At 47.6% G+C, this 20,611-nt stretch carries 22 protein-coding genes and 1 other annotated feature; of the genes, 10 read left to right on the top strand and 12 right to left on the bottom strand.

The window, feature by feature from the left end; translation table 11 throughout:
* Complete coding sequence (locus F3H97_RS01255) at window positions 1-624, top strand: DUF1836 domain-containing protein (protein ID WP_015880507.1); 624 nt, start codon at window positions 1-3, stop codon at window positions 622-624.
* Between the two features lie 56 nt (window positions 625-680).
* Here the strand turns inward: F3H97_RS01255 and F3H97_RS01250 are convergent, their stop codons facing one another.
* Window positions 681-1,163, bottom strand: coding sequence for an LURP-one-related family protein (locus F3H97_RS01250; protein WP_015880506.1), 483 nt, complete (start codon window positions 1,161-1,163; stop codon window positions 681-683).
* Window positions 1,164-1,380: 217 nt separating this feature from the next.
* A complete protein-coding gene (locus F3H97_RS01245; protein ID WP_015880505.1) occupies window positions 1,381-1,875 on the bottom strand; it encodes a restriction endonuclease in 495 nt (164 codons plus the stop codon).
* A 126-nt stretch (window positions 1,876-2,001) separates the two neighbouring features.
* Here F3H97_RS01245 and F3H97_RS01240 point away from each other — a divergent pair, with 126 nt between their 5' ends.
* Both F3H97_RS01240 and F3H97_RS01235 read left to right on the top strand, forming a co-directional pair.
* Window positions 2,002-4,176 carry a PAS domain-containing sensor histidine kinase gene (locus tag F3H97_RS01240; RefSeq protein WP_196430352.1) on the top strand — a complete coding sequence of 725 codons (2,175 nt, stop codon included), beginning with the start codon at window positions 2,002-2,004 and terminating at the stop codon, window positions 4,174-4,176.
* Complete coding sequence (locus tag F3H97_RS01235; RefSeq protein WP_196430351.1) at window positions 4,173-5,243, top strand: SDR family oxidoreductase; 1,071 nt, start codon at window positions 4,173-4,175, stop codon at window positions 5,241-5,243. The genes F3H97_RS01240 and F3H97_RS01235 overlap by 4 nt, the downstream gene beginning before the upstream one ends.
* Before the next feature lie 69 nt (window positions 5,244-5,312).
* Here the strand turns inward: F3H97_RS01235 and F3H97_RS01230 are convergent, their stop codons facing one another.
* Window positions 5,313-5,597: a hypothetical protein gene (locus F3H97_RS01230; protein WP_196430350.1), complete on the bottom strand. Its 285-nt coding sequence runs from the start codon at window positions 5,595-5,597 to the stop codon at window positions 5,313-5,315.
* A gap of 153 nt (window positions 5,598-5,750) precedes the next feature.
* Window positions 5,751-7,130 carry a TrkH family potassium uptake protein gene (locus tag F3H97_RS01225; protein WP_159563350.1) on the bottom strand — a complete coding sequence of 460 codons (1,380 nt, stop codon included), beginning with the start codon at window positions 7,128-7,130 and terminating at the stop codon, window positions 5,751-5,753.
* 200 nt (window positions 7,131-7,330) lie between these two features.
* Between F3H97_RS01225 and F3H97_RS01220 the strand changes: the two genes are divergently transcribed.
* The 3 genes from F3H97_RS01220 (at window position 7,331) to F3H97_RS01210 (ending at window position 9,148) form a co-directional block, all read left to right on the top strand.
* Window positions 7,331-7,522, top strand: coding sequence for a hypothetical protein (locus F3H97_RS01220; RefSeq protein ID WP_224862903.1), 192 nt, complete (start codon window positions 7,331-7,333; stop codon window positions 7,520-7,522).
* A gap of 86 nt (window positions 7,523-7,608) precedes the next feature.
* On the top strand, window positions 7,609-8,391 hold the full coding sequence (gene motA, locus F3H97_RS01215; RefSeq protein ID WP_015880500.1) for a flagellar motor stator protein MotA: 783 nt from the start codon (window positions 7,609-7,611) through the stop codon (window positions 8,389-8,391).
* Window positions 8,369-9,148, top strand: coding sequence for a flagellar motor protein MotB (locus tag F3H97_RS01210; RefSeq protein ID WP_196430349.1), 780 nt, complete (start codon window positions 8,369-8,371; stop codon window positions 9,146-9,148). Before motA ends, F3H97_RS01210 begins: the two co-directional genes overlap by 23 nt.
* A 33-nt stretch (window positions 9,149-9,181) precedes the next feature.
* Here F3H97_RS01210 and F3H97_RS01205 read toward each other — a convergent pair whose 3' ends face one another.
* The 4 genes from F3H97_RS01205 to F3H97_RS01190 all read right to left on the bottom strand — a co-directional run bounded on the left by F3H97_RS01205 (window position 9,182) and on the right by F3H97_RS01190 (window position 13,101).
* Window positions 9,182-10,606, bottom strand: coding sequence for a dihydrolipoyl dehydrogenase family protein (locus F3H97_RS01205; RefSeq protein ID WP_196430348.1), 1,425 nt, complete (start codon window positions 10,604-10,606; stop codon window positions 9,182-9,184).
* Window positions 10,603-10,968 (bottom strand): DUF1499 domain-containing protein, encoded by a 366-nt coding sequence (locus F3H97_RS01200; protein ID WP_159563348.1) that lies wholly within the window; start codon window positions 10,966-10,968, stop codon window positions 10,603-10,605. Before F3H97_RS01200 ends, F3H97_RS01205 begins: the two co-directional genes overlap by 4 nt.
* Window positions 10,969-11,032: 64 nt before the next feature.
* Window positions 11,033-12,412: a sensor histidine kinase gene (locus F3H97_RS01195; RefSeq protein WP_074034934.1), complete on the bottom strand. Its 1,380-nt coding sequence runs from the start codon at window positions 12,410-12,412 to the stop codon at window positions 11,033-11,035.
* Window positions 12,409-13,101 (bottom strand): response regulator transcription factor, encoded by a 693-nt coding sequence (locus F3H97_RS01190; protein ID WP_015880495.1) that lies wholly within the window; start codon window positions 13,099-13,101, stop codon window positions 12,409-12,411. The genes F3H97_RS01195 and F3H97_RS01190 overlap by 4 nt, the downstream gene beginning before the upstream one ends.
* A 129-nt stretch (window positions 13,102-13,230) precedes the next feature.
* Between F3H97_RS01190 and F3H97_RS01185 the strand changes: the two genes are divergently transcribed.
* On the top strand, window positions 13,231-14,052 hold the full coding sequence (locus F3H97_RS01185; protein ID WP_159563347.1) for a Cof-type HAD-IIB family hydrolase: 822 nt from the start codon (window positions 13,231-13,233) through the stop codon (window positions 14,050-14,052).
* Window positions 14,053-14,082: 30 nt separating this feature from the next.
* Complete coding sequence (locus tag F3H97_RS01180) at window positions 14,083-15,081, top strand: alpha/beta hydrolase (protein ID WP_196430347.1); 999 nt, start codon at window positions 14,083-14,085, stop codon at window positions 15,079-15,081.
* Window positions 15,082-15,130: 49 nt separating this feature from the next.
* Here F3H97_RS01180 and F3H97_RS01175 read toward each other — a convergent pair whose 3' ends face one another.
* The 4 genes from F3H97_RS01175 to F3H97_RS01160 form a co-directional block, all read right to left on the bottom strand.
* A complete protein-coding gene (locus F3H97_RS01175) occupies window positions 15,131-16,690 on the bottom strand; it encodes an aromatic amino acid hydroxylase (RefSeq protein WP_196430346.1) in 1,560 nt (519 codons plus the stop codon).
* Window positions 16,691-16,734: 44 nt separating this feature from the next.
* Window positions 16,735-16,928: a binding site (T-box leader), on the bottom strand.
* A gap of 143 nt (window positions 16,929-17,071) precedes the next feature.
* The gene (locus F3H97_RS01170; protein ID WP_074034942.1) at window positions 17,072-17,749 is read right to left on the bottom strand and encodes a uracil-DNA glycosylase; all 678 of its coding nucleotides are present in this window, start codon (window positions 17,747-17,749) and stop codon (window positions 17,072-17,074) included.
* Between the two features lie 80 nt (window positions 17,750-17,829).
* On the bottom strand, window positions 17,830-18,465 hold the full coding sequence (locus F3H97_RS01165) for an FMN-dependent NADH-azoreductase (RefSeq protein WP_078146124.1): 636 nt from the start codon (window positions 18,463-18,465) through the stop codon (window positions 17,830-17,832).
* A 119-nt stretch (window positions 18,466-18,584) separates the two neighbouring features.
* Window positions 18,585-19,016: a MarR family winged helix-turn-helix transcriptional regulator gene (locus F3H97_RS01160; RefSeq protein WP_047795835.1), complete on the bottom strand. Its 432-nt coding sequence runs from the start codon at window positions 19,014-19,016 to the stop codon at window positions 18,585-18,587.
* Between the two features lie 159 nt (window positions 19,017-19,175).
* Here F3H97_RS01160 and F3H97_RS01155 point away from each other — a divergent pair, with 159 nt between their 5' ends.
* Together F3H97_RS01155 and F3H97_RS01150 are read left to right on the top strand one after the other, a co-directional pair.
* Window positions 19,176-19,550, top strand: coding sequence for a hypothetical protein (locus F3H97_RS01155; RefSeq protein ID WP_159563344.1), 375 nt, complete (start codon window positions 19,176-19,178; stop codon window positions 19,548-19,550).
* 135 nt (window positions 19,551-19,685) lie between these two features.
* Complete coding sequence (locus F3H97_RS01150; protein WP_196430345.1) at window positions 19,686-20,570, top strand: diacylglycerol/lipid kinase family protein; 885 nt, start codon at window positions 19,686-19,688, stop codon at window positions 20,568-20,570.
* The last annotated feature ends 41 nt before the right edge of the window (window positions 20,571-20,611 follow it).

Here is a 20,611-nt window from a genome sequence, read left to right as displayed (position 1 = left end):
ATGCGCGACGCAACTTCAATTCAAACTTTGGCAGATTGCCTTCATTTTATGCAGGTCGGAGAAATCGAGCGAGCCATCGCCCTCTTCCCTGAAGACGTGCGTGAACATTTCCCAAAAGAGCTTCGAAAAATCCACTTGTTTCATATTGAAAAGAACGGCTTATCGATTAACCAAATCGTCGCTCTCGCTAATGCACTGACCGGAGAGCATCTCTCTGCGACGACGATTCAAAACTGGACGAAGCGTGAAGTTCGTAAAATCATCGGTGTCCCACGAATCGGTAAAAAGTATTCCTTGCATCAAGCGGCAATCATTTATCTCCTTGATGACTTGAAACACCTTTTTTCCCTCGAAGAGACGAGTTCCTTGTTGGCGCTCATCTTCAACAACCCTGACCGGGACGAAGACGACTTCATCAAACCGATTGATTTTTATCGACTTTACGCGGAGTATGCGAAGTCAACAAGCCCGATCGACCTTCTCGATACACGGGCGAAACGTTCGCTCGAAAAGATGAACTATGAACATCCAAATATCATTCACGTCTTGAAGCTTTGTCTATACGCACATCGGGTGACGACACTCGAACTCGAGGCCAAGCACTATTTGAACCGTTTCATTTGATGAGACGGTTTTTTCGTATCAAAAAACACCGGTCAAGAGACCGGTGCTCGTCATCGTTATGAGACAGATGCTGCGAGCGGCATCCGTGATTTGACCGTTAACGTCTTTAAGACGGAAAGGAGTTCGAACATCGATAACTGATCGGCTTCTTTCGTTAAGCAGAACGTATCGTCTTCTTGTTTCCGTAGTTCCGCGACAAGTTTACCTGCTTTGTCGCGAACGCTAAACTTGTGACGTTCCACATCATATTGAATCGTGAAGAGTCCGCGTTCATAGACGTTGTACTCACACTTTTTCCCGAATAACGAGAACTTGTCTTTCAATTGACCAATCGCCTGTCCATCATGGTTCATCACGACCCATTTTTGGCAGTTTGGGATGTATTTCCCATGAGCGATCTGTCGTCCAGACAAATTGTGCACTTGGACACTGCCTTCCGCGTCGCGGTGAACAGATCCGATCGCATCATTTGTCTCGTCATAAATGGTCGCCTCACCTTGTGTAAAGACGCAACCTTTTACATAAATTAATTTGCGCACCGCTTTTTCCTCCTAGCACGTTCCAACCGTGATTGTTTGTATGTGTACGGTCGGGTATTACTGAAAACCCCAATCGTTTCTCTGTGTAGTTTTTATCTCGTTTCAACTACTACATATTTCATATGACGAAGATGATTATTGCATCGTTTAAAGAAAAAGACAACCCTTTTTTTTCGACATCATTTGGATTCTGTCGAACCTGTGAACAAGCCTATTCTCATCGCTTATATCCCGCTTCTTTTAAGAGTTCTTCAAGCTCCATTCTTGCAATCAGACGAACTTGATTTGGCGCTGCCAATTCGTATGCGCTGTCCGTGAAATTCGAGTTCGTCACGACCCAGCCTTCGTGTGCTTGATAATAGGGAACGGCCGCTGCAATTTGTTGAACCGCTTCGAGTCCGACCGTCTTTTCATAACGCTTTGCTTGAACGGCAATCGACCATCCATCCGGTGTCTCCAATAACAAGTCAGCACCAAAGTCACGTGATGCCGGAGTCACCGTGACCGTGTAACCAAGCGCGGTGAACACTTCCTCTAAAAATAATTCAAACTCCCGGCCATCCATCCGATCAATGCGGTCGATGGTCGACAGCCTTACTTTCCATATAAACCATGCAATTCCAAGCAAGAGAAGCAGTACGCTGCTCCAAAGCGGTGCCTCGAACCACCATAAACATATGGCACCGATGATCCCAATGAGTAATCCAATCATGCTCATCTTTCCTTTCCAATTCCTCTCCCTCACTTTACCGTTTTGAGGGCAGGAAATGAAAGGGGGATCTGTCGAATGATATAGAAGATGTGCTCGTCTGACACCGCGAAGGAGGGATGACTGTTCATGGAGAATCATGCCAATCTCCAAAGTGAGTTACTACATGCATTACCTTACGGAGTTGCGTTAATACAGAAAGATGGAACAATCGTTCAGGCAAACCGTCCGTTTCTCGAGCAGTTTCCTGAGAATCTACAGAGACGTTCGAACCTTTTCCATATGGTCAATCAGTCACCGATTACGATGGAATTGTCTCGTCGGATGGAACAAGGACTGCCTTGGATGTATGAACTGCCAACGATGCGAGTACACGCCATTCCGTGGGAAAATCAATATATTCTCTCCATTGAGCCATTGCCCCATGATACACGCGTGACGATTCAACACAACGCTTTTGAGGCGATGATGCATACTGAACTCGACATGGCGATGATCATGACGGATGCGAATTTGTTGATTACTCGTTTCAATCAGGGGGCCACGGAACTGTTTGGCTATGCGCCCCATGAAGTGCTTTACGAAATGACACCGTTCGCTTTATTTGAATCGAGAGAATTAAGTGAAAAACGCTCTGCTTATCAAGACGAGACGGAACGGTTGCTATCGTTCGAACAAATGTTGCGCCTCGCACTCGACAAAGGAGACCGGGAATGGAAGTTTCAATGTAAAGATCGGACACATTTCATCGGCAAATTGTTCATGCATCCCGTTTATGAGCAAGAGCAACTCATCGGCTTCTTTTTCTTCGTATTTGATGTGAGTTCCGAGATTGAGTTGAAACGTGAGCTCCGTTATAAGGAACAGCGTTATCGCATGTTTGCCGAATCGGTCATCGAAGCCGTTCTGTTCCATGAAGATGGGATGATTCTCGATGCGAACAAGGCAGCGGAATCCATCTTTAAAATCCCTGCAGAGCAAATGATGGGACGCCAGACTATCGAGTTTATCGCGGAAGGGTACCGGGCCGATGTGTTACGACGCATTCGCAATCACATTCAAACGCCATACGAAGTGATTGGTCGGCGGCAAGATGGAACGTTCTTAGAACTAGAGGTGTATCCGAAAGAAGTGACGTATCAAGGGCAAACGTTACGAGTCGCGGTCATGCGTGATATCAGCGACCGTAAAAAGGTAGAGCGTATGCTCGAACGCGAAAAAAATGCCATCGCCCGTCAGCGCGATATCATCCAGTCAATCTTACAAGCATCGAATGAAGCGTTCGTTTTGACCGAATCGAACGGGAGTGTCTTGTTCATGAACGTCCACGCAAGACGACTCATGGACTTACCGGGCATCGCTCCAAACAAAATTCAGGAGCGTATCCCGCTCCTCTCCACGTTCCGTCCTCGTGACAGGAGCGAGATGCTACGAAAGATGGATCAACTTCTCGATGGGACAGCGCGTGAAGTATCGATGCGTTTCTCCATCCCACAGCCAAACGACCGAGATGAAGAATACTATGAGATGTATGGAACGACGATGGATACAAAACGACAAATCGGTATGGATAGTGGATTCTTGTTTGTGTTCCGTAACCGAACCGAGGAAGAGCGTATGGACCAGATTAAAAATGAACTGGTGAGCACGGTCTCACATGAACTAAGAACTCCTCTTTCCTCATTATCGGGATATATTGAATTGATGCTCGCTCGAGATTTGACGCCTGAAAAACGAGAGCGCTTCTTGAAGACGATGTCGCGGGAAGCGAAACGATTGACCGCCCTACTCAACGACTTTTTGGACATCCAACGCATGGAAGATGGTCACCAAGAATATAAACAAGATCATTTCGCTTTGAATGAACTTGTCTTAGAAGTGATTGAACGCTTCCGCGAAACGAATGATCATACCATTCATTTCGATAATGCGGATGATGACTTGCATCTCGTTGCTGACCGCGATCGCATCGAGCAAGTTCTCGTCAACTTGATTTCAAATGCGATCAAGTATTCCCCGAACAGACAAGAAATCGAAGTACGGGTCCGACAAGACCACAATCAAGCGCATGTATCCATTCGTGATTTTGGTATCGGGATTCCGGAGCACGCCTTCGAAAAATTGTTCACAAAATTTTATCGGGTCGATAATTCGGATACACGTAAAATTGGTGGAACCGGTCTTGGTTTGTCGATTTGTAAAGAAATTATCGAATCACATGGTGGAAGCATCGAAGTGGAATCGACTGTCGGAAAAGGGTCGACTTTCACATTCACATTAGATTTAGCGGAGGAAACGTCATGAACAATTACGCCTTTACCGGGTTCCCTGGTTTTTTAGCAGGAAAATTAATTGAACACCTCGCTTCGTTACCGCATCAAATCGGAGTCATCTACGCCTTGCATCTTCCGAACCAACAACGTGATGCAGAAGAGCTACGAGATAAGCTACTGTCAACGACGTCGCTTGCGCCGCACCAGCTCGTCCTTGTTGAAGCAGACATCACGTTGCCCGAAGTGATTTTCGACCCGATTATGCGGTCTGTCATTGAACGCGATGTACATTACATTTTCCATCTCGCCGCCGCATATGACTTGAGTATTCCTTATGACATCGGTTATCGCGTCAATATACTCGGAACCAAACATGTGACCGCGTTCGCCAAACGCTCGAAACAATTGAAGCGTTATGTGTACTTCAGTACCGCCTATATCGCCGGACGTCGCCGTGGGACGGTTTATGAAAATGAATTATGGCATCGGGTCCTGTTTAAAAATCATTATGAGGCGACTAAATATGAAGCAGAGGCACTCGTTTCAAGAGAAATGGGTGGCATGCCAATCACCGTCATTCGTCCTGGGATCGTAATCGGACATAGTCGCACGGGCGAAACGAAAAAGTTCGACGGTGTCTATTTCGTCTTACAATTGATGACACAACTCCAGCAGATGCGACCACTCCCTTACATCGGGCGAGCGAATGTTGAGGTAAACCTCGTTCCGTACGATTATGTAGTAGAAGCGACCGCTTTCCTAGCTCATTCTCCAAACGGCCTGAAGCGGACATTTCATTTGACGGACCCATTCCCACATGGCGCACGAGAGGTATATCGTATGTTGCATGAGACGATGTTTCAGCGTTCTCCTCGCGGAACCGTTCCTCATGCCGTTGCCGACGCGGCATTTACTGCTTGGAATGGTGCCAAGCGACTCGAGGTTCCTCACGAACTATTGGAGTACTTTAAACATCCTGTTCACTTTGACACGACACAAACGATACGGGCACTCGACGGAACGGGCATCGTATGTCCAGACCTCCAGGATTATCTCCCTGAGATTGTCCATTATTATATGGCACACAAAAAGCCCTGATTCGTCAGGGCTTCAACTATGATTGAAATTAAATGAACAAGTATACGCCGTGAATCATCGTACACTTGTTTATATCTCATCCGCGTCGTTACGAGACACCGCTTGATCGTGAAGTAGACGCTCGAGGACGAGGATATAGACCAATACCACAAGGAGCCCTACGATACCAGGAAGAACCGCAACGATCGCATCCTCCAAGTATGCAGTCGGAATCAGGTAAACCAATAGCGACTTCACACCATACATCAACATCAACGAGGAGAGTAACACAAGCGTTACCGCTCGTTTCGACACATCCCCGAAGAACGGGCGCCCTGTCTTCTCACCTTTTGTCATACCGAGCCAAGATAACAAGTCCAAATCCTCCTTTATCGATTCATTTCCTAACCCATTATATACCAATTATTGCATACGATGAAGACCATCAAAAATCTGTGTCGTTCTTGACTACGACACCTCAAAAAAGGCTGCAACTCCTTCATGAGGAATGCAGCCTACAACACATGTTCAACCAATCAAAATCTTCTCTTTCGGATAGCGAATCTTCCGGTCGGCTTGACGTGCGACGGTAAAGAGAATAGTCAACGATCCGACACGTCCGAGAAGCATCATGAACATGATCAGACCCTTCCCGGCATCATTCAATTCCGCTGTGATGCCGAGCGATAACCCTACTGTCCCAAACGCCGAGACCGTCTCGAATAGAATGGCAGTCGCTGGAATGTGGCCGTTCGATAAAATGACGAGTGTCGTGATCATCATAATGAACAAGAAACTTGAGATGGCGACGACGTATGCCTTTTTGATTTGAAACGCATCAATCGTGCGCTCCATGATGACCGTTTCTTTCTTACCTGCGATGAAGGCCCACATATCCGCAAAGATAACGGCAAGCGTCGTCACTTTGATCCCCGACCCGGTCGAAGCCGCTCCTGCCCCGATATACATCAGAATCAAAATCAAACCGATCGAGGCTGGAGCCATGGTCGCGATATCAATGGAATTGAAGCCGGCCGTCCTTGTCGTCACGGCTTGGAAGAACGTCACATGTAACGCCTCACCGAGGGAGCGACCATACAATACCCCTTCGTTCGATACCCATTCAAACATCATGAGGACGAACCAAGCGACACCATTGATGACCAAGAGTGACAAAATCATGATTTTTGAATGGAGGGCGAGACGTTTCCAGCCTCTCACTTCCGTGGCATCGGCAATCGTCGTGAATCCAAGACCTCCAATCATAATCATGAGGGCGATGGTCACAATGATGGCTGTGTTCTGCTCAAATGACATGAGACTGTCTGGAAATAATGCGAATCCCGCATTATTAAAGGCAGACACCGCGTGGAAGAAACCGTAATAAAGTGCTGTTCCAAAAGAATAGTTCTCTGTACTAAACAACTCGAACGTCAAAAACAACATCCCGATAAACTGCACGATGACTGTCGTGAAGACGATGTTCCGAACGAGACGAACTGTCCCCCCCGGTCCGGCTAAATTCAATGATTCTTGTAACAAAATTCGTTGTTTTAATCCGATTTTCTTGCCTAATACACTTAACAACATCAAGGCGATTGTCATAAACCCAAGACCCCCGATTTGGATGAGGGCGACAATGACCAATTCACCAAACAGGGTAAACGAGGAGCCGATGTCGACTGTCGATAGTCCAGTGACCGTTCCGGCAGACGTTGCGATAAACAAACAATCAATCCAAGAAACCGACTCCTCTTGCGCAAATGGCATATATAAAAGAGTGGCCCCAATAAAAATCGCCAGTAAAAATCCTCCCGCAATAAAACGGGCAGGTTTTTCAAATACGACTCGGTAAAGCACCTCGATTCGTTTCAAGCGCAACTCACGCGCTGACAATCTATGTCGCATCACGACATCCCCTTCACTTCTATTATTCTAAGCCCCATGTTACTCCTCGCTTTTATAAATGCCAACAAGAAAATGTATCTCTAACGCTTTCTTCGATTTTTTGGTATTATGGGAGATAGACTTTAAGAATGTTGAGGAGGTTGAATGAAACCGTGGACCCTAGTACGGTAGATCATTCGATAGAGGATGTCTCACGAAGGTTGGAGCGCCAGTCACAATGTATGCCCGCTCACCTTTATTTTCAGCTAGAAGAGTTACTCAATTGGTCACTCGAGCAAGAAGTCGTGAATCAATTGTACGCATTGTTAAAAAAATACGACGTATTAACCGATATAGAGCGTGAAGAACGAAATATCAGCATTCAAATGCTGATTGATGAAAACGGCGCTTAATCATCGGGAACGCATGTTGCGGGAGACGAGTGGCGTCTCTCGCTTTTTTTGTCCTGATTTATTTCGGAAAGGTGGAAAACAAAGACATGGATGTCGTTACGTTAGTCGGACTCATACTCGGGTTCCTCACCCTCGTCGGTGGAATGCTATTAAAAGGAGCAGGTGTTGCGCCGCTGATCAACCCTGCCGCAATGGTTATCATTTTCGTCGGTACAGCCGCGGCTGTCAGTATCGCTGTATCGAAGGAACAACTTCAGAATGTTCCAAAACTGTTTAAAATCTTGTTCAAAAAACAAGAACTCCCAAGCAAGTCCGGATTGCTCACGCAATTCGTCGACTTGTCGACCCAAGCCCGAAAAGAGGGACTCCTCTCCCTCGAAACGGCACTTGAACAAGTCGAAGAACCATTTTTACGCCAAGGCATGATGATGGTCATCGACGGTCAACCTTCCGAATATATTGCGGAAGTCATGTCACGCGACATCGAGAATATGGAACAGCGTCATAAAGCAAATGCCGATATCTTCACTCAAGCCGGGACATATGCCCCGACACTTGGGGTACTCGGAGCCGTTATCGGATTGATTGCTGCCTTGAAAGACTTATCTGATATCGAAAAGCTCGGACATGCCATTTCAGCGGCCTTCGTCGCGACACTTTTCGGGATTTTCACCGGATATGTGCTTTGGTTCCCGTTTGCAAACAAGCTGAAGCAGTATTCGAAGAGTGAAGTCATCATCAAGGAAATGATGATTGAAGGGATTTTATCGATTCAAAGTGGTGAATCTCCAAAAACGCTAGAAGATAAACTGTCTGTGTATTTGTCTCCAAAGGAGCGAGCTGACTATGAAGCGCAAAAAGAAGCATGATCATGAAGAACATATTCCCGAAGGCTGGCTGATTCCTTACGCCGACTTGTTGACACTGTTGCTCGCGCTTTTCATCGTACTATTCGCATCGAGTAACATCGACCAGACAAAGCTTGAGAAAATGTCACAGTCTTTCAACCAGGTGTTCTCTGGAGGCGTCAGCGTCTTTCAAGCTTCGACTGCCTCAAACAGTGACATCAGTCGCACAGACAAAACCAATACGACCGCCAACCCACGGACGTATGAATTGGCTCAACTTGACGAGTTAAAAGAAGATGTAAACAAATACATTAAAAAGAACGGTCTCGAAAGCCAAATCAAAGCGACGATCAATTCAAGTGGTCTCGTCTTGACGATTCAAGACCGTGCCCTGTTCAACTTAGGAGAGGCGACTCTCGATGCTGATGCTCGTAACGTCGCACAAAACATCAGTCAAATTTTAGAGAAGGCGGGCAAGCGAGAGATTGTCGTCTCCGGCCATACGGATAACATTCCAATCAATACAGCACGTTTCCCGTCAAACTGGGAACTCAGTTCTGCACGTGCGACCGCGTTCATGCGTGGCCTTTTGGAAAATGATGCCTTGAACCCGGCTCAATTCACGCTCGCGAGTTACGGTGAGTTTAAACCGATCGCGACGAACGATACAGAAGAAGGTCGCTCTAAAAACCGACGTGTCGAGGTGTTGATCAAACCACTCGTCGACCTTTCTGAGGGCGAACCAAAGATGATTGAAACCATCACCTTACCAAACTAACAATCACCCACTCGTTCGAGTGGGTGATTTGTGTTATTGCATCAATTTAAAGTAGCGTCTCGCCAGTTCGGTGAGTGGGCTTTCGAACAATCGTTTCCGCCAGTAAAGGTCTGTCACTTTCTTCACGGCCTCACTTCGCGACGGATACGGGTAAATCATACGAGACAGCTTCCCGATTTTGTCACCACGCTGCATCGCATAAACGACAATTTGCATCCAATCCCCCGCCGATTCACCGACTGCATGAGCTCCGATGATTTTTCCATTTTTCTTCGTAATCACTTTGACAAAGCCTGCTTCTTGGCGTTCAGCAATGAAGCGGTCCACTTCGGACAGTTTCGCTTCATACGTCTCAATGTCGTCACCGTAACGCTCACGCGCTCCTCTCTCCGTCATCCCAACGTGGAACACCTCAGGGTCTGTGAATGTGATCCACGGGAGCTTACTATAGTCGACCTTGTTCCATAATCCAAAGAGCGCGTTCGCGACAACCGCCTTCCCTTCTTCTCCAGCGGCGTGTGTGAATGGGAGCGTCTTGATCGTATCGCCAATCGCAAAGATATGAGATTGTGACGTCCGATATGACGACGAGACATCGATATACCCTTTCGTCACCTGAACGTTCGCCCGGTCGAGACGGAGCGCATCGATTCGGGGAACGCGACCTGTCGCCATCAGTAGTTTGTCCGCTTCATATTCGACCGTTTCGCCGTTCACCTCTGTCGTGACACGAATGCGGCCATCGACCTCATCGACTCGATTGACCTTTACGCCGATTTTCAAGCGCATCGCCATCTCGAGTTGAGATTTCAAATAGGTGGCGACGTCCTCGTCTTCTTTAGGTAGGAAATCATCCTGCGCCTCGAGCACGGTCACTTGTGAGCCGAGTCGGACAAAGGACTGGGCCAATTCAAGTCCGACCGTTCCGGCGCCGATGACAATCAGGCTCTCCGGGAGCGTCTCTTCTTCAAAGACCGTTTCGTTCGTTAAGTATGGGACTTGATCGAGTCCATCGATTGGAGGAACTGTCGGTTTCGACCCCGTCGAGATGACAAATTTTTTCCCGATCAATAACTCGTTCCCTACTTTTAATTCGTGCGGACTTTGGAACGAGGCTTCTCCGATATAGACGTCGACGCCAATCTTTTCAAAACGCTCTGTCCCGTCATGGTCTTGAATAATGGCACGTGCTTTGTCGACACGCGCTTTTGACATTTGATAATGCTCTTGTCCATTGAACTCGGTTCCGAGAACTCGGGCCGCGCGCATCATCGCATTCGCTTCTTTTGAAGCGGCAATCAACGCTTTCGATGGCACACATCCGACATGCAGACAATCACCACCTAAATGTTTGTTCTTTTCAACAAGCGCGACCTTTGCGCCTAAATTCGCAGCCCCTGCGGCCACCGTCATCCCGGCAGCACCACCACCGATGACAATCAACTGATAGTCCTTCATCGAATCAACCTCCGGTATCGTTCGCTCACATCTTCCATTCGTTTTCGATTCACGCCAAAGTCTGAATAGCCGACACGCGACGCAGATCGAAACTCGACTTGTTGAGTAGCGTCATCAAATAAAAAATCGACATCATCTTTAAATCGCATCACTTTCGAAGTCACTACATAATGAAGTCCTTCATCTGTTTCCTTCACCAATTCAGCCCGCGGCAACTGATTCATCGCCATCTTAATGGCTTCAATTGATTGCCCGCGACTGCCTGCATACGGCAGTGGGTCCATCCGCAATTCTTCAATTGAAGTTTGGGTTGACACAGCATTCGGACTTCCTTTTAACGGCTTCAAAGATTGATTGGCCATTATAAAAACCTCCCTCAGTCTACATACATCTATATGTAGCCTGAATTCGGGAGGTTTAATCCTATTAATGTAGTTCACTCGGGTCGAGCGGCAATAAGACGGTCACCGTCGTTCCGTGTCCGACCTCGCTCTCGATGACGAGTTTGCCTTCATGCGCTTCAATCAATTCTTTTGAAATCGCAAGTCCAAGCCCGCTACTACCTTCTGTGACATGAGCCTGATAGAACATCTCGGTGATGCGCTGCAAATGCTCTCGTGAAATGCCGGGACCTTCATCGATAATCGAGATGAAGGCAACACGTTCCGATTGCACGAAGCGGATGGTCAACGTTCCTCCGTCTGGCGAGAAACGAATCGCGTTCTCGAGAATATTTAAGAACACTTGTTTCAAACGATTCTCATCAAATAGTCCGACCGATTTTTGAGGATAGCGTTCGATGAGTGTGATGCCTTTGTCTTCAAGTGACTGTTTTAATTGCAAAGTCACTTGACGTAACAAAGAGACCAGGTCCAGTTCTTGGCGATACAAGACCAACCGACTCTCCTCAATTTTTGTATAATCGAGAAGCTGTTCGACGAGACCGATCATGCGCTCTGTCTCCGAATGGATGATGCTTAAACCGAGCTCCGTCTCTTCAGATAGTTTCTCATCACCACCCCGAATCGTCTCGGTCCATCCCTTAATCGATGTGAGTGGTGTTCTGAGTTCGTGCGATACACTCGAGAGGAATTCGTTACGTGTCGACTGATGCTGCTGGACTTTCGCGCCTAAATACGTGAGCGTTCGAGCCAAGGCCCCAAGCTCATGTTTCTCATTTGACTCAACGGATACATCGAAGTCGCCCTGAGCCATCTCATCCGCCGCCTCGATGATGTGACGAATCGGTCTGACGAAGCGATCGGCAATCCGGATGACGGTGTATAGGGCGAGCAACCAGATCAAGACGCCAATCATGACGACCGTCATCCAAATTTCGCGAATGAGCGTATCCAAGTCTTCAAGCGGTCGCGTGAAACTGATGGCAAACTCGGACGTATCGTTCGTCATAATGGGACTCGTGACCGACAAGTAATGTTCATCCCCGACGTCATAGTCCTGCACGACGGACTCTCCTTGCGACAGTTGCTGTAACTGTTCTTGAGAGAAAGAGGCCTGCCTTGTTCGTTGTCCCGTCGTTTTGACAATCGAACCGCTCCGGTCGACAATCGTCAAATCAGTTCCAGGATATCCGAATGTTCGGACGAGGACTGAAAAGGCGCTCGGCGTTTCAAACCCAACTTGGGCTTGTGGGTATAGATATGCACTCGTTGTCGCATGACCTAGTAACGCTTCCGACTCATACTCGTAATAGTAGCGATACGTCCCGTAAGACAAAATGCTGACGAGCAAGAGCAAGACGATCGTCACGACAATCATCATGCGAATGACTAACTGTTGTTTCATGCCTCATGTCTCCGCCATTTATATCCGTGACCCCACAACGTCTCGATATAGACCGGATGACTCGGGTCATCTTCAATTTTTTGACGCAAGCGACGAATGTTGACGTCGACTGTCTTTCGGTCACCGAAATAGTTGACGCCCCATACAGCATCGAGTAGCGCATCGCGTGACAAGACGATCTCTTCGTTTTGGACGAGATGACAGATCAAGTCATACTCGGTCGGCGTCAAATCGATCGACTGTCCATACTTCGTCACTTGTTTCGCGGCGAGGTCGATTGCGAACGGTCCCGACTTTAAGCGTTTCGAATCTTTTCGTTTCACTTTTTCGACACGGCGCAACAACGCTTGGATGCGCGCCACTAATTCACCTGGACTGAACGGTTTGGCGATGTAGTCGTCTGCACCTTTACCAAGCCCTTCAATTTTATCTTCTTCGAGCGTCCGTGCCGTCAACATGATGATCCCTACATTTTCGTCAAGATCACGAATGGCAGCACATGCTTCGAATCCGTCCATTTCCGGCATCATGACATCCAATAGGACGACATCGAACGGTTCACGGTCAAATGCGGTGACCGCTTCTCGACCGTTCGTCGCCTCAAAGACGTCGAATCCGGCTCGTTTTAAATTGACAATAATGAAGCTGCGAATCGCATGTTCATCCTCAGCTACTAAAATTCGATTCATATCGATTTCCACCTCTTCTAGAGTTCACTTCTCTACATTATAGTTACGTTTTTGCGACAAGGTTGTCAATTGACCTTAAAAAGGTTTAGGATGGAGTCATTAGATTCTGAAGGAGGACCCCCTACTACTATGAGTTACAAGATGATTGTATTGGATATGGATGATACGCTCCTCACGAGCGACCATACGATTTCCCCTAAGACAAAAGAAGCACTTCTCGATGCACAGGCGCGCGGCTATAAAGTCGTTCTCGCGAGCGGACGACCAACGTTTGCGATGTGGGAAGCAGCCCGTGAATTAGAACTTGCGAAATACGGAAGCTACATCTTATCGTTCAACGGTGCCTCGGTCATCGATTGTGCGACAAACGAGGAGATTTTCTCGAGCACGCTCCAGCCGGATACAGTCGCCCATCTCCATGATATCAGTGAACGGGAAGGAATCGCGATTCATACGTACGTCGGTAACGAAATCGTAACCGATCGCCCGAACCCTTATACGGATATCGAAGGTGAATTGACGGGAATGCCGGTCATTCATGTCGACAACTTTAAAGATGCCGTGACAGCTCCGGTCGTCAAATGTTTGATGCTTGCGGATGGCGACACACTCGCTCCGATTGAAACGAAGCTACAAACAGAATTGGCCGGGAAATTGGCTGTAGCCCGTTCAAAACCGTTCTTCCTTGAGTTTACTGAAGCCGGTGTCACGAAAGGAACGAGTCTCGCCTTCCTAGCAGATCAACTCGGCATCGCACAAAAAGAAGTCATCGCTTGCGGTGACGGAAACAATGATTTGACGATGATTGAATGGGCCGGCCTCGGCGTCGCGATGGGAAATGCTAACACGACGGTCAAAGGAAAAGCGGACTTCATCACAAAATCAAACAACGAAGACGGAATCGCTCATGTCATCGAAACGTACATGGCGGACGTACTCGTCACGCAATAAGCTTCTGATTGTAGAAAGGGAGGAAGGAAGATGAATAAAGGGTTGAAACGAGCTGGAGTCGGATTGATTGGAACTGCGGTCGCAGGAGCGGCTTATGTGTTCCTCTCACCGAAACCAGCCACACGTTTAATCAAAACTTCGTTTGCGGGGGGAAACGAAGTGGAGATGAAGGGATTCGAGGAAGTCGTTCAAAAGACGTCTGTCCGAAAAGACATCGACTACTTGTCTTCTTATGACAATGGAACCTTTGATTTGATCCGTTATGAAGGAAATGGTCGCACGGTCCCTACCATTTTTTGGGTACATGGCGGATCATTCGTCGGTGGGGATAAATCAGATGTGTTAAAATACGCCACTTCGATTGCGAGTAACGGCTACAACGTCGTCAGTATCAATTACGCACTCGCACCTGACGTGATGTACCCGACCCCGCTCAAACAAATCGAAGAAGCGTACTCGTTCATCGCTGAGAACAATGACCGCTTCCGTCTCGATTTAGACCGCGTCTTCTTTGCAGGTGATTCGAATGGTGGACAGCTCGCTGCACAGTTTGTCGGGATCCAGTTGAATGACGACTATTCGCCTTCTGCTGAAGTGGGACAAGTCGTACCAAAATCCTCAATCCTCGGTGCCATCCTCTTGTCTGCACCGCTCGACTTGAAGCGCACATGGCTCGAATCATCGAAGTCAGTGAACCGCTTCTTGTTCAAACGAATCGGATGGGCATACTTCGGCACATACAATTGGGAGACTCTCCCGGTCGTTGCTGAAGCGTCGCCACTCGTCAATGTACCGGCCACATTCGTCCCAACGTTTATCGCGGACGGGAATGACCATTCCTTTGAGGAGCAGGCTAAGGAATTTGCAACGATTCTTTCAGGACGTACGGATGTCACGACTGTCTTTTATGATCGGAACGAGCACGAGCTTGGCCATAACTATTACTTCGAAATGGACCGCCCAGCGGCTAATTCCACGTATCGTCGTTTGATTACGTTCTTACGTGAAACGACAAATCAATCTGTATAATGCAAAAGAGGCGACGTTCTCCTACAGTGGAAAACGTCGCCTCTTTTCGTTAGCACAATAGTTCGAACGCGCGACCAATCAATTCATTTCGGGATGGGGAAGTTTGACGCAATGCTTCAAGACGTTCAATCAATGTCTGTTTCAGTCCTTCATCCTTCACCAACTCCAGGCACTCGATGTGTAATAACCAGGCGTCAGGGTGGTTCGTTAAAATCTCTGGGATGAGACCATCGATTGATTCTCCCCGCTCACGCATGAGATGGATGCGGTTGAACATCGGATCATCGTTCGTCCATACACGTTCATCCCGTTCGATGATCACCGGTTTTTCAATCATCATCAGCTCGTCTACCGTTGTTCCTGGGAAAACTGATGGAAGCGAATCGACGCGTACTTCTAGCGAGTCGAGTGAGATCGTCCGTCCTTCTAGGTGAACCGTCACGTCTTCGAGTGCACCGGATGCACATGCTTGCCGAATGCTCGTCCCGTCCTCAAAGAGGTCATCGCGATCGAGCGCGGACTCTGTGTCATGAGCGATCAGTAGCCCGTGTCGCTCTTTTTGCGTGAGCTGTCCATGTTGTACAATTGAACATTCATCCCATTGAATGAGCGTATGTTCTTTCGACTCCGTCATGTGACGAACGATGCCGACACGTTCTGATCCATCTTCAAGTCGAATCGTCGATTGACTTCCTGACGCCAACGCTTTCGCCACAGATTCAATCCCACCTTTTCGAATCGCCATTCTTCCCTCTAGTTCATCTAAGACAGAAGAGAGCGTCTCAAAGTTTGGAATAACGAATAGCTCTTTTTGCATGTTTGTCACGTCTTGCTTCGTCTGTAGCGCGTGCTCCAAGTCGAATGGATGTTTGACGACCGCATCTGTCAGACAGTGACGGCTCTCTCCTACCGATGATAAGAGGCCTGCCCCGTAAATCATCGGGTTGTCGAGGTCACCAATCAATCCGAATTCAACGGTCCACCAAAAGATACGCGCGACCTGTTGTGCTTCAGAAAAGCCAGTCACTTGCGCTTTCGCCTCATGTACGGCTTTCTCCGCCGCTTCGATATCCTGTTCGGTCGAATTCGCATTCTCCTTCACAATCGTCAACCGTTTCAATGCGGCGAACGAGGCATGTTCTTCTCGGTTCATGAACGCCTTGGCCCCTAATTGACCGAAGCGTTTGACGATTGCCGAAAACGTCTGGTCCATCAACATTGGCGCATGTCCCGCCGCCTCGTGAATGATGTCAGGGGCTGGACTGTATAAAATATTCTCGACTTTCCGAATGTCTGTCGCGACCGGGAGCATCCCGTTTCCTTGGAAGTCAAAAAAGGCAACGCCGGGGATGAGCCCATCCACTGCGACCGTCGACCATCCTGCCGCCTGCATCTCATCCGTCATCTGTTCGACGTTCGGCAATCGATCCGGTCCCATTCCCGTCCGTTTCAATCCTTCGATGTAAAACGGATGCGCCTTCCCTTCTAACGTGTGCAAGTTCAACCGCAACACGAAACGCCAAACGGCATGATCTGTTGGTGTGTATTCATTGTAGAACTGCGGTGAAATATGTGGGGCTAGGTGTTTTGGAATCGATTGTGTCAACATGTGAAGTCCTCCTTTAAAATCAAAAAATCCCTATCGATTGAATCGATAGGGACGACAAAGCCGCGGTACCACCCTGGTTGCTAGAAAGATTCTAGCCGCTTGATCCGATAACGGGGGACCGCTCAATGATGAGAGCTCAGGAACTGTAATTCGATTCATCTTTTGGGCGTGTTCGCAGCACCACACGCTCTCTGGGCCAGGGAAGATGTCTCTACTTCGGTTCTTTCTTCGCTTTTCTTACATATCCAATTCTTTATCTTTTGTACAGTTATGCTGTTATGCATATATGCTTTTAAGCACTAAAGTGACGTCTTGTTAGTTACTGTACCAAAGCTAAACAAAAGCGTCAACAAAAAACAGCCTGCGAATTTTCGCAAACTGTCAGAGACACCACTCAATCGGAGATTTTCCCCACTCCTTCAATGTATCGTTTACTTTGGAGAATGGCTTAGAACCGAAGAATCCACGATGGGATGACAAAGGACTTGGATGTACCGATGTGAGCACTTTATGTTGGTCTCCAATCCATTTCATTTTCTTCTTCGCATCATTTCCCCACAAGATGAATACAATCGGTTCCTCACGACTCCCGAGCCGCTCAATGATGGAATCAGTGAACTGTTCCCATCCTTTTCCACGGTGAGAGCCCGCCTTTCCCGCTTCAACCGTCAGTGCCGTATTTAAGAGAAGGACGCCTTGTTTCGCCCATTTCTCAAGATTGCCACTCTTCGGGAGATCACATCCAACGTCATCTTTTAATTCTTGAAAGATGTTTCGTAGAGACGGTGGGAAACGAACCCCGTCCTGCACCGAAAAACTGAGTCCATGCGCTTGATTCGGTCCGTGGTACGGATCTTGCCCTAAAATGACGCACTTCACTTCACTAAATTTTGTGTGAATAAATGCGTTCCAAATATCTTCTCGGGCCGGGTAAACGATCGTTTCTTCATAAGCTTGGTCGACGAATTGCTTCAACTGTTGAAAATAAGGTCGTTTCATCTCTTCTTGAACAATATCCGTCCAATCTCCAAGTAGTCGACTCGATAACTGATCTGCCATTGCATACTCCCCTTTCCCTTTGTATCATACCCAAAATAAATGCATACAAAAAGACGAGTCAATCGACTCGTCTCTCTAGGTTATACCGTTACTGCGCCTGCAACTTCTTTCGCAAGTGCTTCAGCTTTCGCTTTCGCGTCTGCCACGATCTCTTCGATTTTATCTGGGTATTGGTTCATCCCTTCGACCGCTACCGTCGTCACTTCAGATACACCGACGAACGCGAGCGCTTGGCGAAGGTATGCGTCTGCGAAGTTAAGGTCAGTTCCTGTGTAGATTCCGCCTGTCCCTTGGATGTGGATCGCTTGTTTGTTTTCAAGCAAGCCGACAGGACCTTGCTCCGTGTAACGGAACGTTTTACCTGCCATGAGCACGCTATCGAGGAACATTTTCATACGTGCTGGGAAGAAGAAGTTCCACATTGGAGTCGCGAACACGTAAAGGTCCGCTTCCATGAATTTCTCAAGCATGCCGCTCATTGTGCCTACTTTTTTCGCTTCTACATCAGTAAGCGCTTCGCCTGAAGCGAATTTGCCCCATGCACTGAGCACATCTCCGTCGATTTCTTGAACATCAACATCGTAGAGTTCGATTGCTTCCACTTCGATTGATGGATTTTCTGCTTGGAGTGTCGAAACGAATGTTTCTGCCACTTGTTTGCTGTATGAAAGTTCAGTTGGTTTCGGGTTAGCCGATACATATAATACTTTAGTCATCGTGTAATCCTCCATTTGTGTAATCTCTAATTTTTCAATAACAGTTAGAACTATATCATCTGTATATCTCATCGTCAATTATTTTAATTTCAAGATATTAAATAAAAAAGCAACGGGCTTTATTTGCCCGCTGCGTTATAACCGACTCGTTTCAATAACGAAATCAATTGTTCCGTCTCTTCATCACTTAACGGTCCATATATATCTTTGAAGATTTCAATATGTTGCGGATAGACGACGTCCATGAGCGCCTTTCCATCGTCTGTCAATGAAGCATATGTGACACGTCGGTCAGACGGGCAGGCGATTCGTTCAATCAGCCCTCGCTTCTCCAACTTATCGATCACGTATGTCACGCTACCGCTCGTAATCAAAATCTGATCCCCAATTTGTTGCAACGGGGTGTCTCCTCGTTTATACAGTACGGATAAAACACCGAACTCTGTTGAATTTAACTGGTGGCGTCGTAAATCTTCTTTCACACGATCACTGATGGCATCCATCGTACGCGCAAGAACGACCCACGCCTTCAATTCAAGGGATTCAATCATGTCGGTTTCACCTCAATTCGTTCATCATATATCACTAGTATAGCAGGACTTATGCAGTATAAGCCGGGAAAAATACTTCGTCAAGGAACTTCTTCATTGTCGCCCATGTCGGAAACGTTTAGAATGGTAGTATTGTGATTTTAAGAAAGGGTGGACCGTATGCGTGAGTATTACGAAATTTCATTGACGATTAAACGGGAGTTTTTGCATGCTGTCATCGATTTGTTGAATCGGGAAGGCATCGCACCGGACTATGCGCTCGAAAAAGAAGGCACGGTCTTTTTATTATTCAATCATTTACCTTGGCCAAACGTGACCCGTGAACCGCATGCCGTGGAACGTTTCTTATTGACGTTGAAACGATCGGACTACTTATTCGTCAAAACGAAACGTAAATCACCGGTCCCCGATCATGAACCGGTCGCCTGTATGGGGGCTCTCGTCTCCCCGTTCAATGAACATTTGCGCATCGAACTTGCCGTGGACGAGTCGGAAGCAAGTCATTTAGATATGTCCGCATTCCGTCATTATTAAACTATCGAATGCCCAACGCATCCCCTTGAAGATTAGAGCGAGATAGCTAATCGACATGGGGGTTTTTTTAGGAGTATCTGCTTTCTTTGACGGGAATAAAGGACAGTATTCGAGTTGAAAAGGAGACATGTTGGAATGGACACAGTCATGTTAATCGTCAATCCATCCTCAGGGAAAGAGTTGGGGGAACAACACGCAACACATGCAGAAGAGGTGTTGCGCGAACGATATGGACACGTCGAGGTCCGCTTCACTGAAAAGGAACAGGATGCGACGAACTTCGCACGTGAAGCGGCAGAAAAGCACTATCAGGCCGTGATTGCGATGGGTGGGGACGGAACCTTGAACGAAGCGGTGACCGGTCTAGCCGAGGCTACTCATCGACCTGACTTCGGCATCATTCCACTTGGGACGGTCAACGACCTCGCCCGTGCACTCGGTGTCCCAAGTGACCCTAAACAAGCAATCGAGGCTCTCCGCGACGCTGAACCGACACCGATGGATATCGGAAAGTATGAGAACGGTTATTTCATGAACGTCATCGCTATCGGGCTCATTGCCGAAGCTGTCGACGAAGTAAGTGTGGAAGAGAAGACGAAATGGGGACCGTTCGCTTACTTGATTGAGGGTGTAAAAGCGTTCCGTGAACATAGTCCATATGAGTTGGCGCTTGACAGTAAAGACGGGGAGTTTGATGGCGAGGCTTATCTCGTCGTCATCGCCTTGACGAACTCGGTCGGAGGATTTGAAAACTTCGAACCGGACGCGCGACTTAATGATGGTCTTCTTCACGTCTATATCTTTGAAGAGCTCGGGTTAAAGGACGCACTTCAATTAACACCCGCCCTCTTTACAGGAAAGTTGAAGGAAACGGATAGCGTCACCTCATTTTGTACGTCACGGGTGAACGTGACCTCGCCTGATGCGCTTCCTGTAAATGCTGACGGGGACACAGGCGGCAAGCTACCGCTCACCTTTGAAGTATTGCCGAGCCACTTAAACGTATTAAAGCCGATCTAAGAGCAGGAATTTTGACGATTGAATCGAATGTGTTCAAGCGA

The sequence above is a fragment of the Exiguobacterium sp. SRB7LM genome (assembly GCF_015712685.1).
Lineage (GTDB): Bacteria > Bacillota > Bacilli > Exiguobacteriales > Exiguobacteriaceae > Exiguobacterium > Exiguobacterium profundum.
The sequence above is the reverse complement of the archived record's forward strand: the minus strand, read 5'-3'. Positions and strand labels throughout refer to the sequence as shown.

Bases quoted from the DNA above. Each gene is read 5' to 3' on its own strand.
- F3H97_RS01175 (WP_196430346.1), bottom strand. From the start codon at position 16,690: ATGTTGACACAATCGATTCCAAAACACCTAGCCCCACATATTTCACCG.
- F3H97_RS01235 (WP_196430351.1), top strand. From the start codon at position 4,173: ATGAACAATTACGCCTTTACCGGGTTCCCTGGTTTTTTAGCAGGAAAA.
- F3H97_RS01185 (WP_159563347.1), top strand. From the start codon at position 13,231: ATGAGTTACAAGATGATTGTATTGGATATGGATGATACGCTCCTCACG.
- F3H97_RS01245 (WP_015880505.1), bottom strand. From the start codon at position 1,875: ATGATTGGATTACTCATTGGGATCATCGGTGCCATATGTTTATGGTGG.
- F3H97_RS01170 (WP_074034942.1), bottom strand. From the start codon at position 17,749: ATGGCAGATCAGTTATCGAGTCGACTACTTGGAGATTGGACGGATATT.
- F3H97_RS01155 (WP_159563344.1), top strand. From the start codon at position 19,176: ATGCGTGAGTATTACGAAATTTCATTGACGATTAAACGGGAGTTTTTG.
- F3H97_RS01160 (WP_047795835.1), bottom strand. From the start codon at position 19,016: ATGATTGAATCCCTTGAATTGAAGGCGTGGGTCGTTCTTGCGCGTACG.
- F3H97_RS01190 (WP_015880495.1), bottom strand. From the start codon at position 13,101: ATGAATCGAATTTTAGTAGCTGAGGATGAACATGCGATTCGCAGCTTC.
- F3H97_RS01255 (WP_015880507.1), top strand. From the start codon at position 1: ATGCGCGACGCAACTTCAATTCAAACTTTGGCAGATTGCCTTCATTTT.
- F3H97_RS01200 (WP_159563348.1), bottom strand. From the start codon at position 10,968: ATGGCCAATCAATCTTTGAAGCCGTTAAAAGGAAGTCCGAATGCTGTG.
- motA (WP_015880500.1), top strand. From the start codon at position 7,609: ATGGATGTCGTTACGTTAGTCGGACTCATACTCGGGTTCCTCACCCTC.
- F3H97_RS01165 (WP_078146124.1), bottom strand. From the start codon at position 18,465: ATGACTAAAGTATTATATGTATCGGCTAACCCGAAACCAACTGAACTT.
- F3H97_RS01210 (WP_196430349.1), top strand. From the start codon at position 8,369: ATGAAGCGCAAAAAGAAGCATGATCATGAAGAACATATTCCCGAAGGC.
- F3H97_RS01225 (WP_159563350.1), bottom strand. From the start codon at position 7,130: ATGCGACATAGATTGTCAGCGCGTGAGTTGCGCTTGAAACGAATCGAG.
- F3H97_RS01240 (WP_196430352.1), top strand. From the start codon at position 2,002: ATGGAGAATCATGCCAATCTCCAAAGTGAGTTACTACATGCATTACCT.
- F3H97_RS01180 (WP_196430347.1), top strand. From the start codon at position 14,083: ATGAATAAAGGGTTGAAACGAGCTGGAGTCGGATTGATTGGAACTGCG.
- F3H97_RS01195 (WP_074034934.1), bottom strand. From the start codon at position 12,412: ATGAAACAACAGTTAGTCATTCGCATGATGATTGTCGTGACGATCGTC.
- F3H97_RS01205 (WP_196430348.1), bottom strand. From the start codon at position 10,606: ATGAAGGACTATCAGTTGATTGTCATCGGTGGTGGTGCTGCCGGGATG.
- F3H97_RS01150 (WP_196430345.1), top strand. From the start codon at position 19,686: ATGGACACAGTCATGTTAATCGTCAATCCATCCTCAGGGAAAGAGTTG.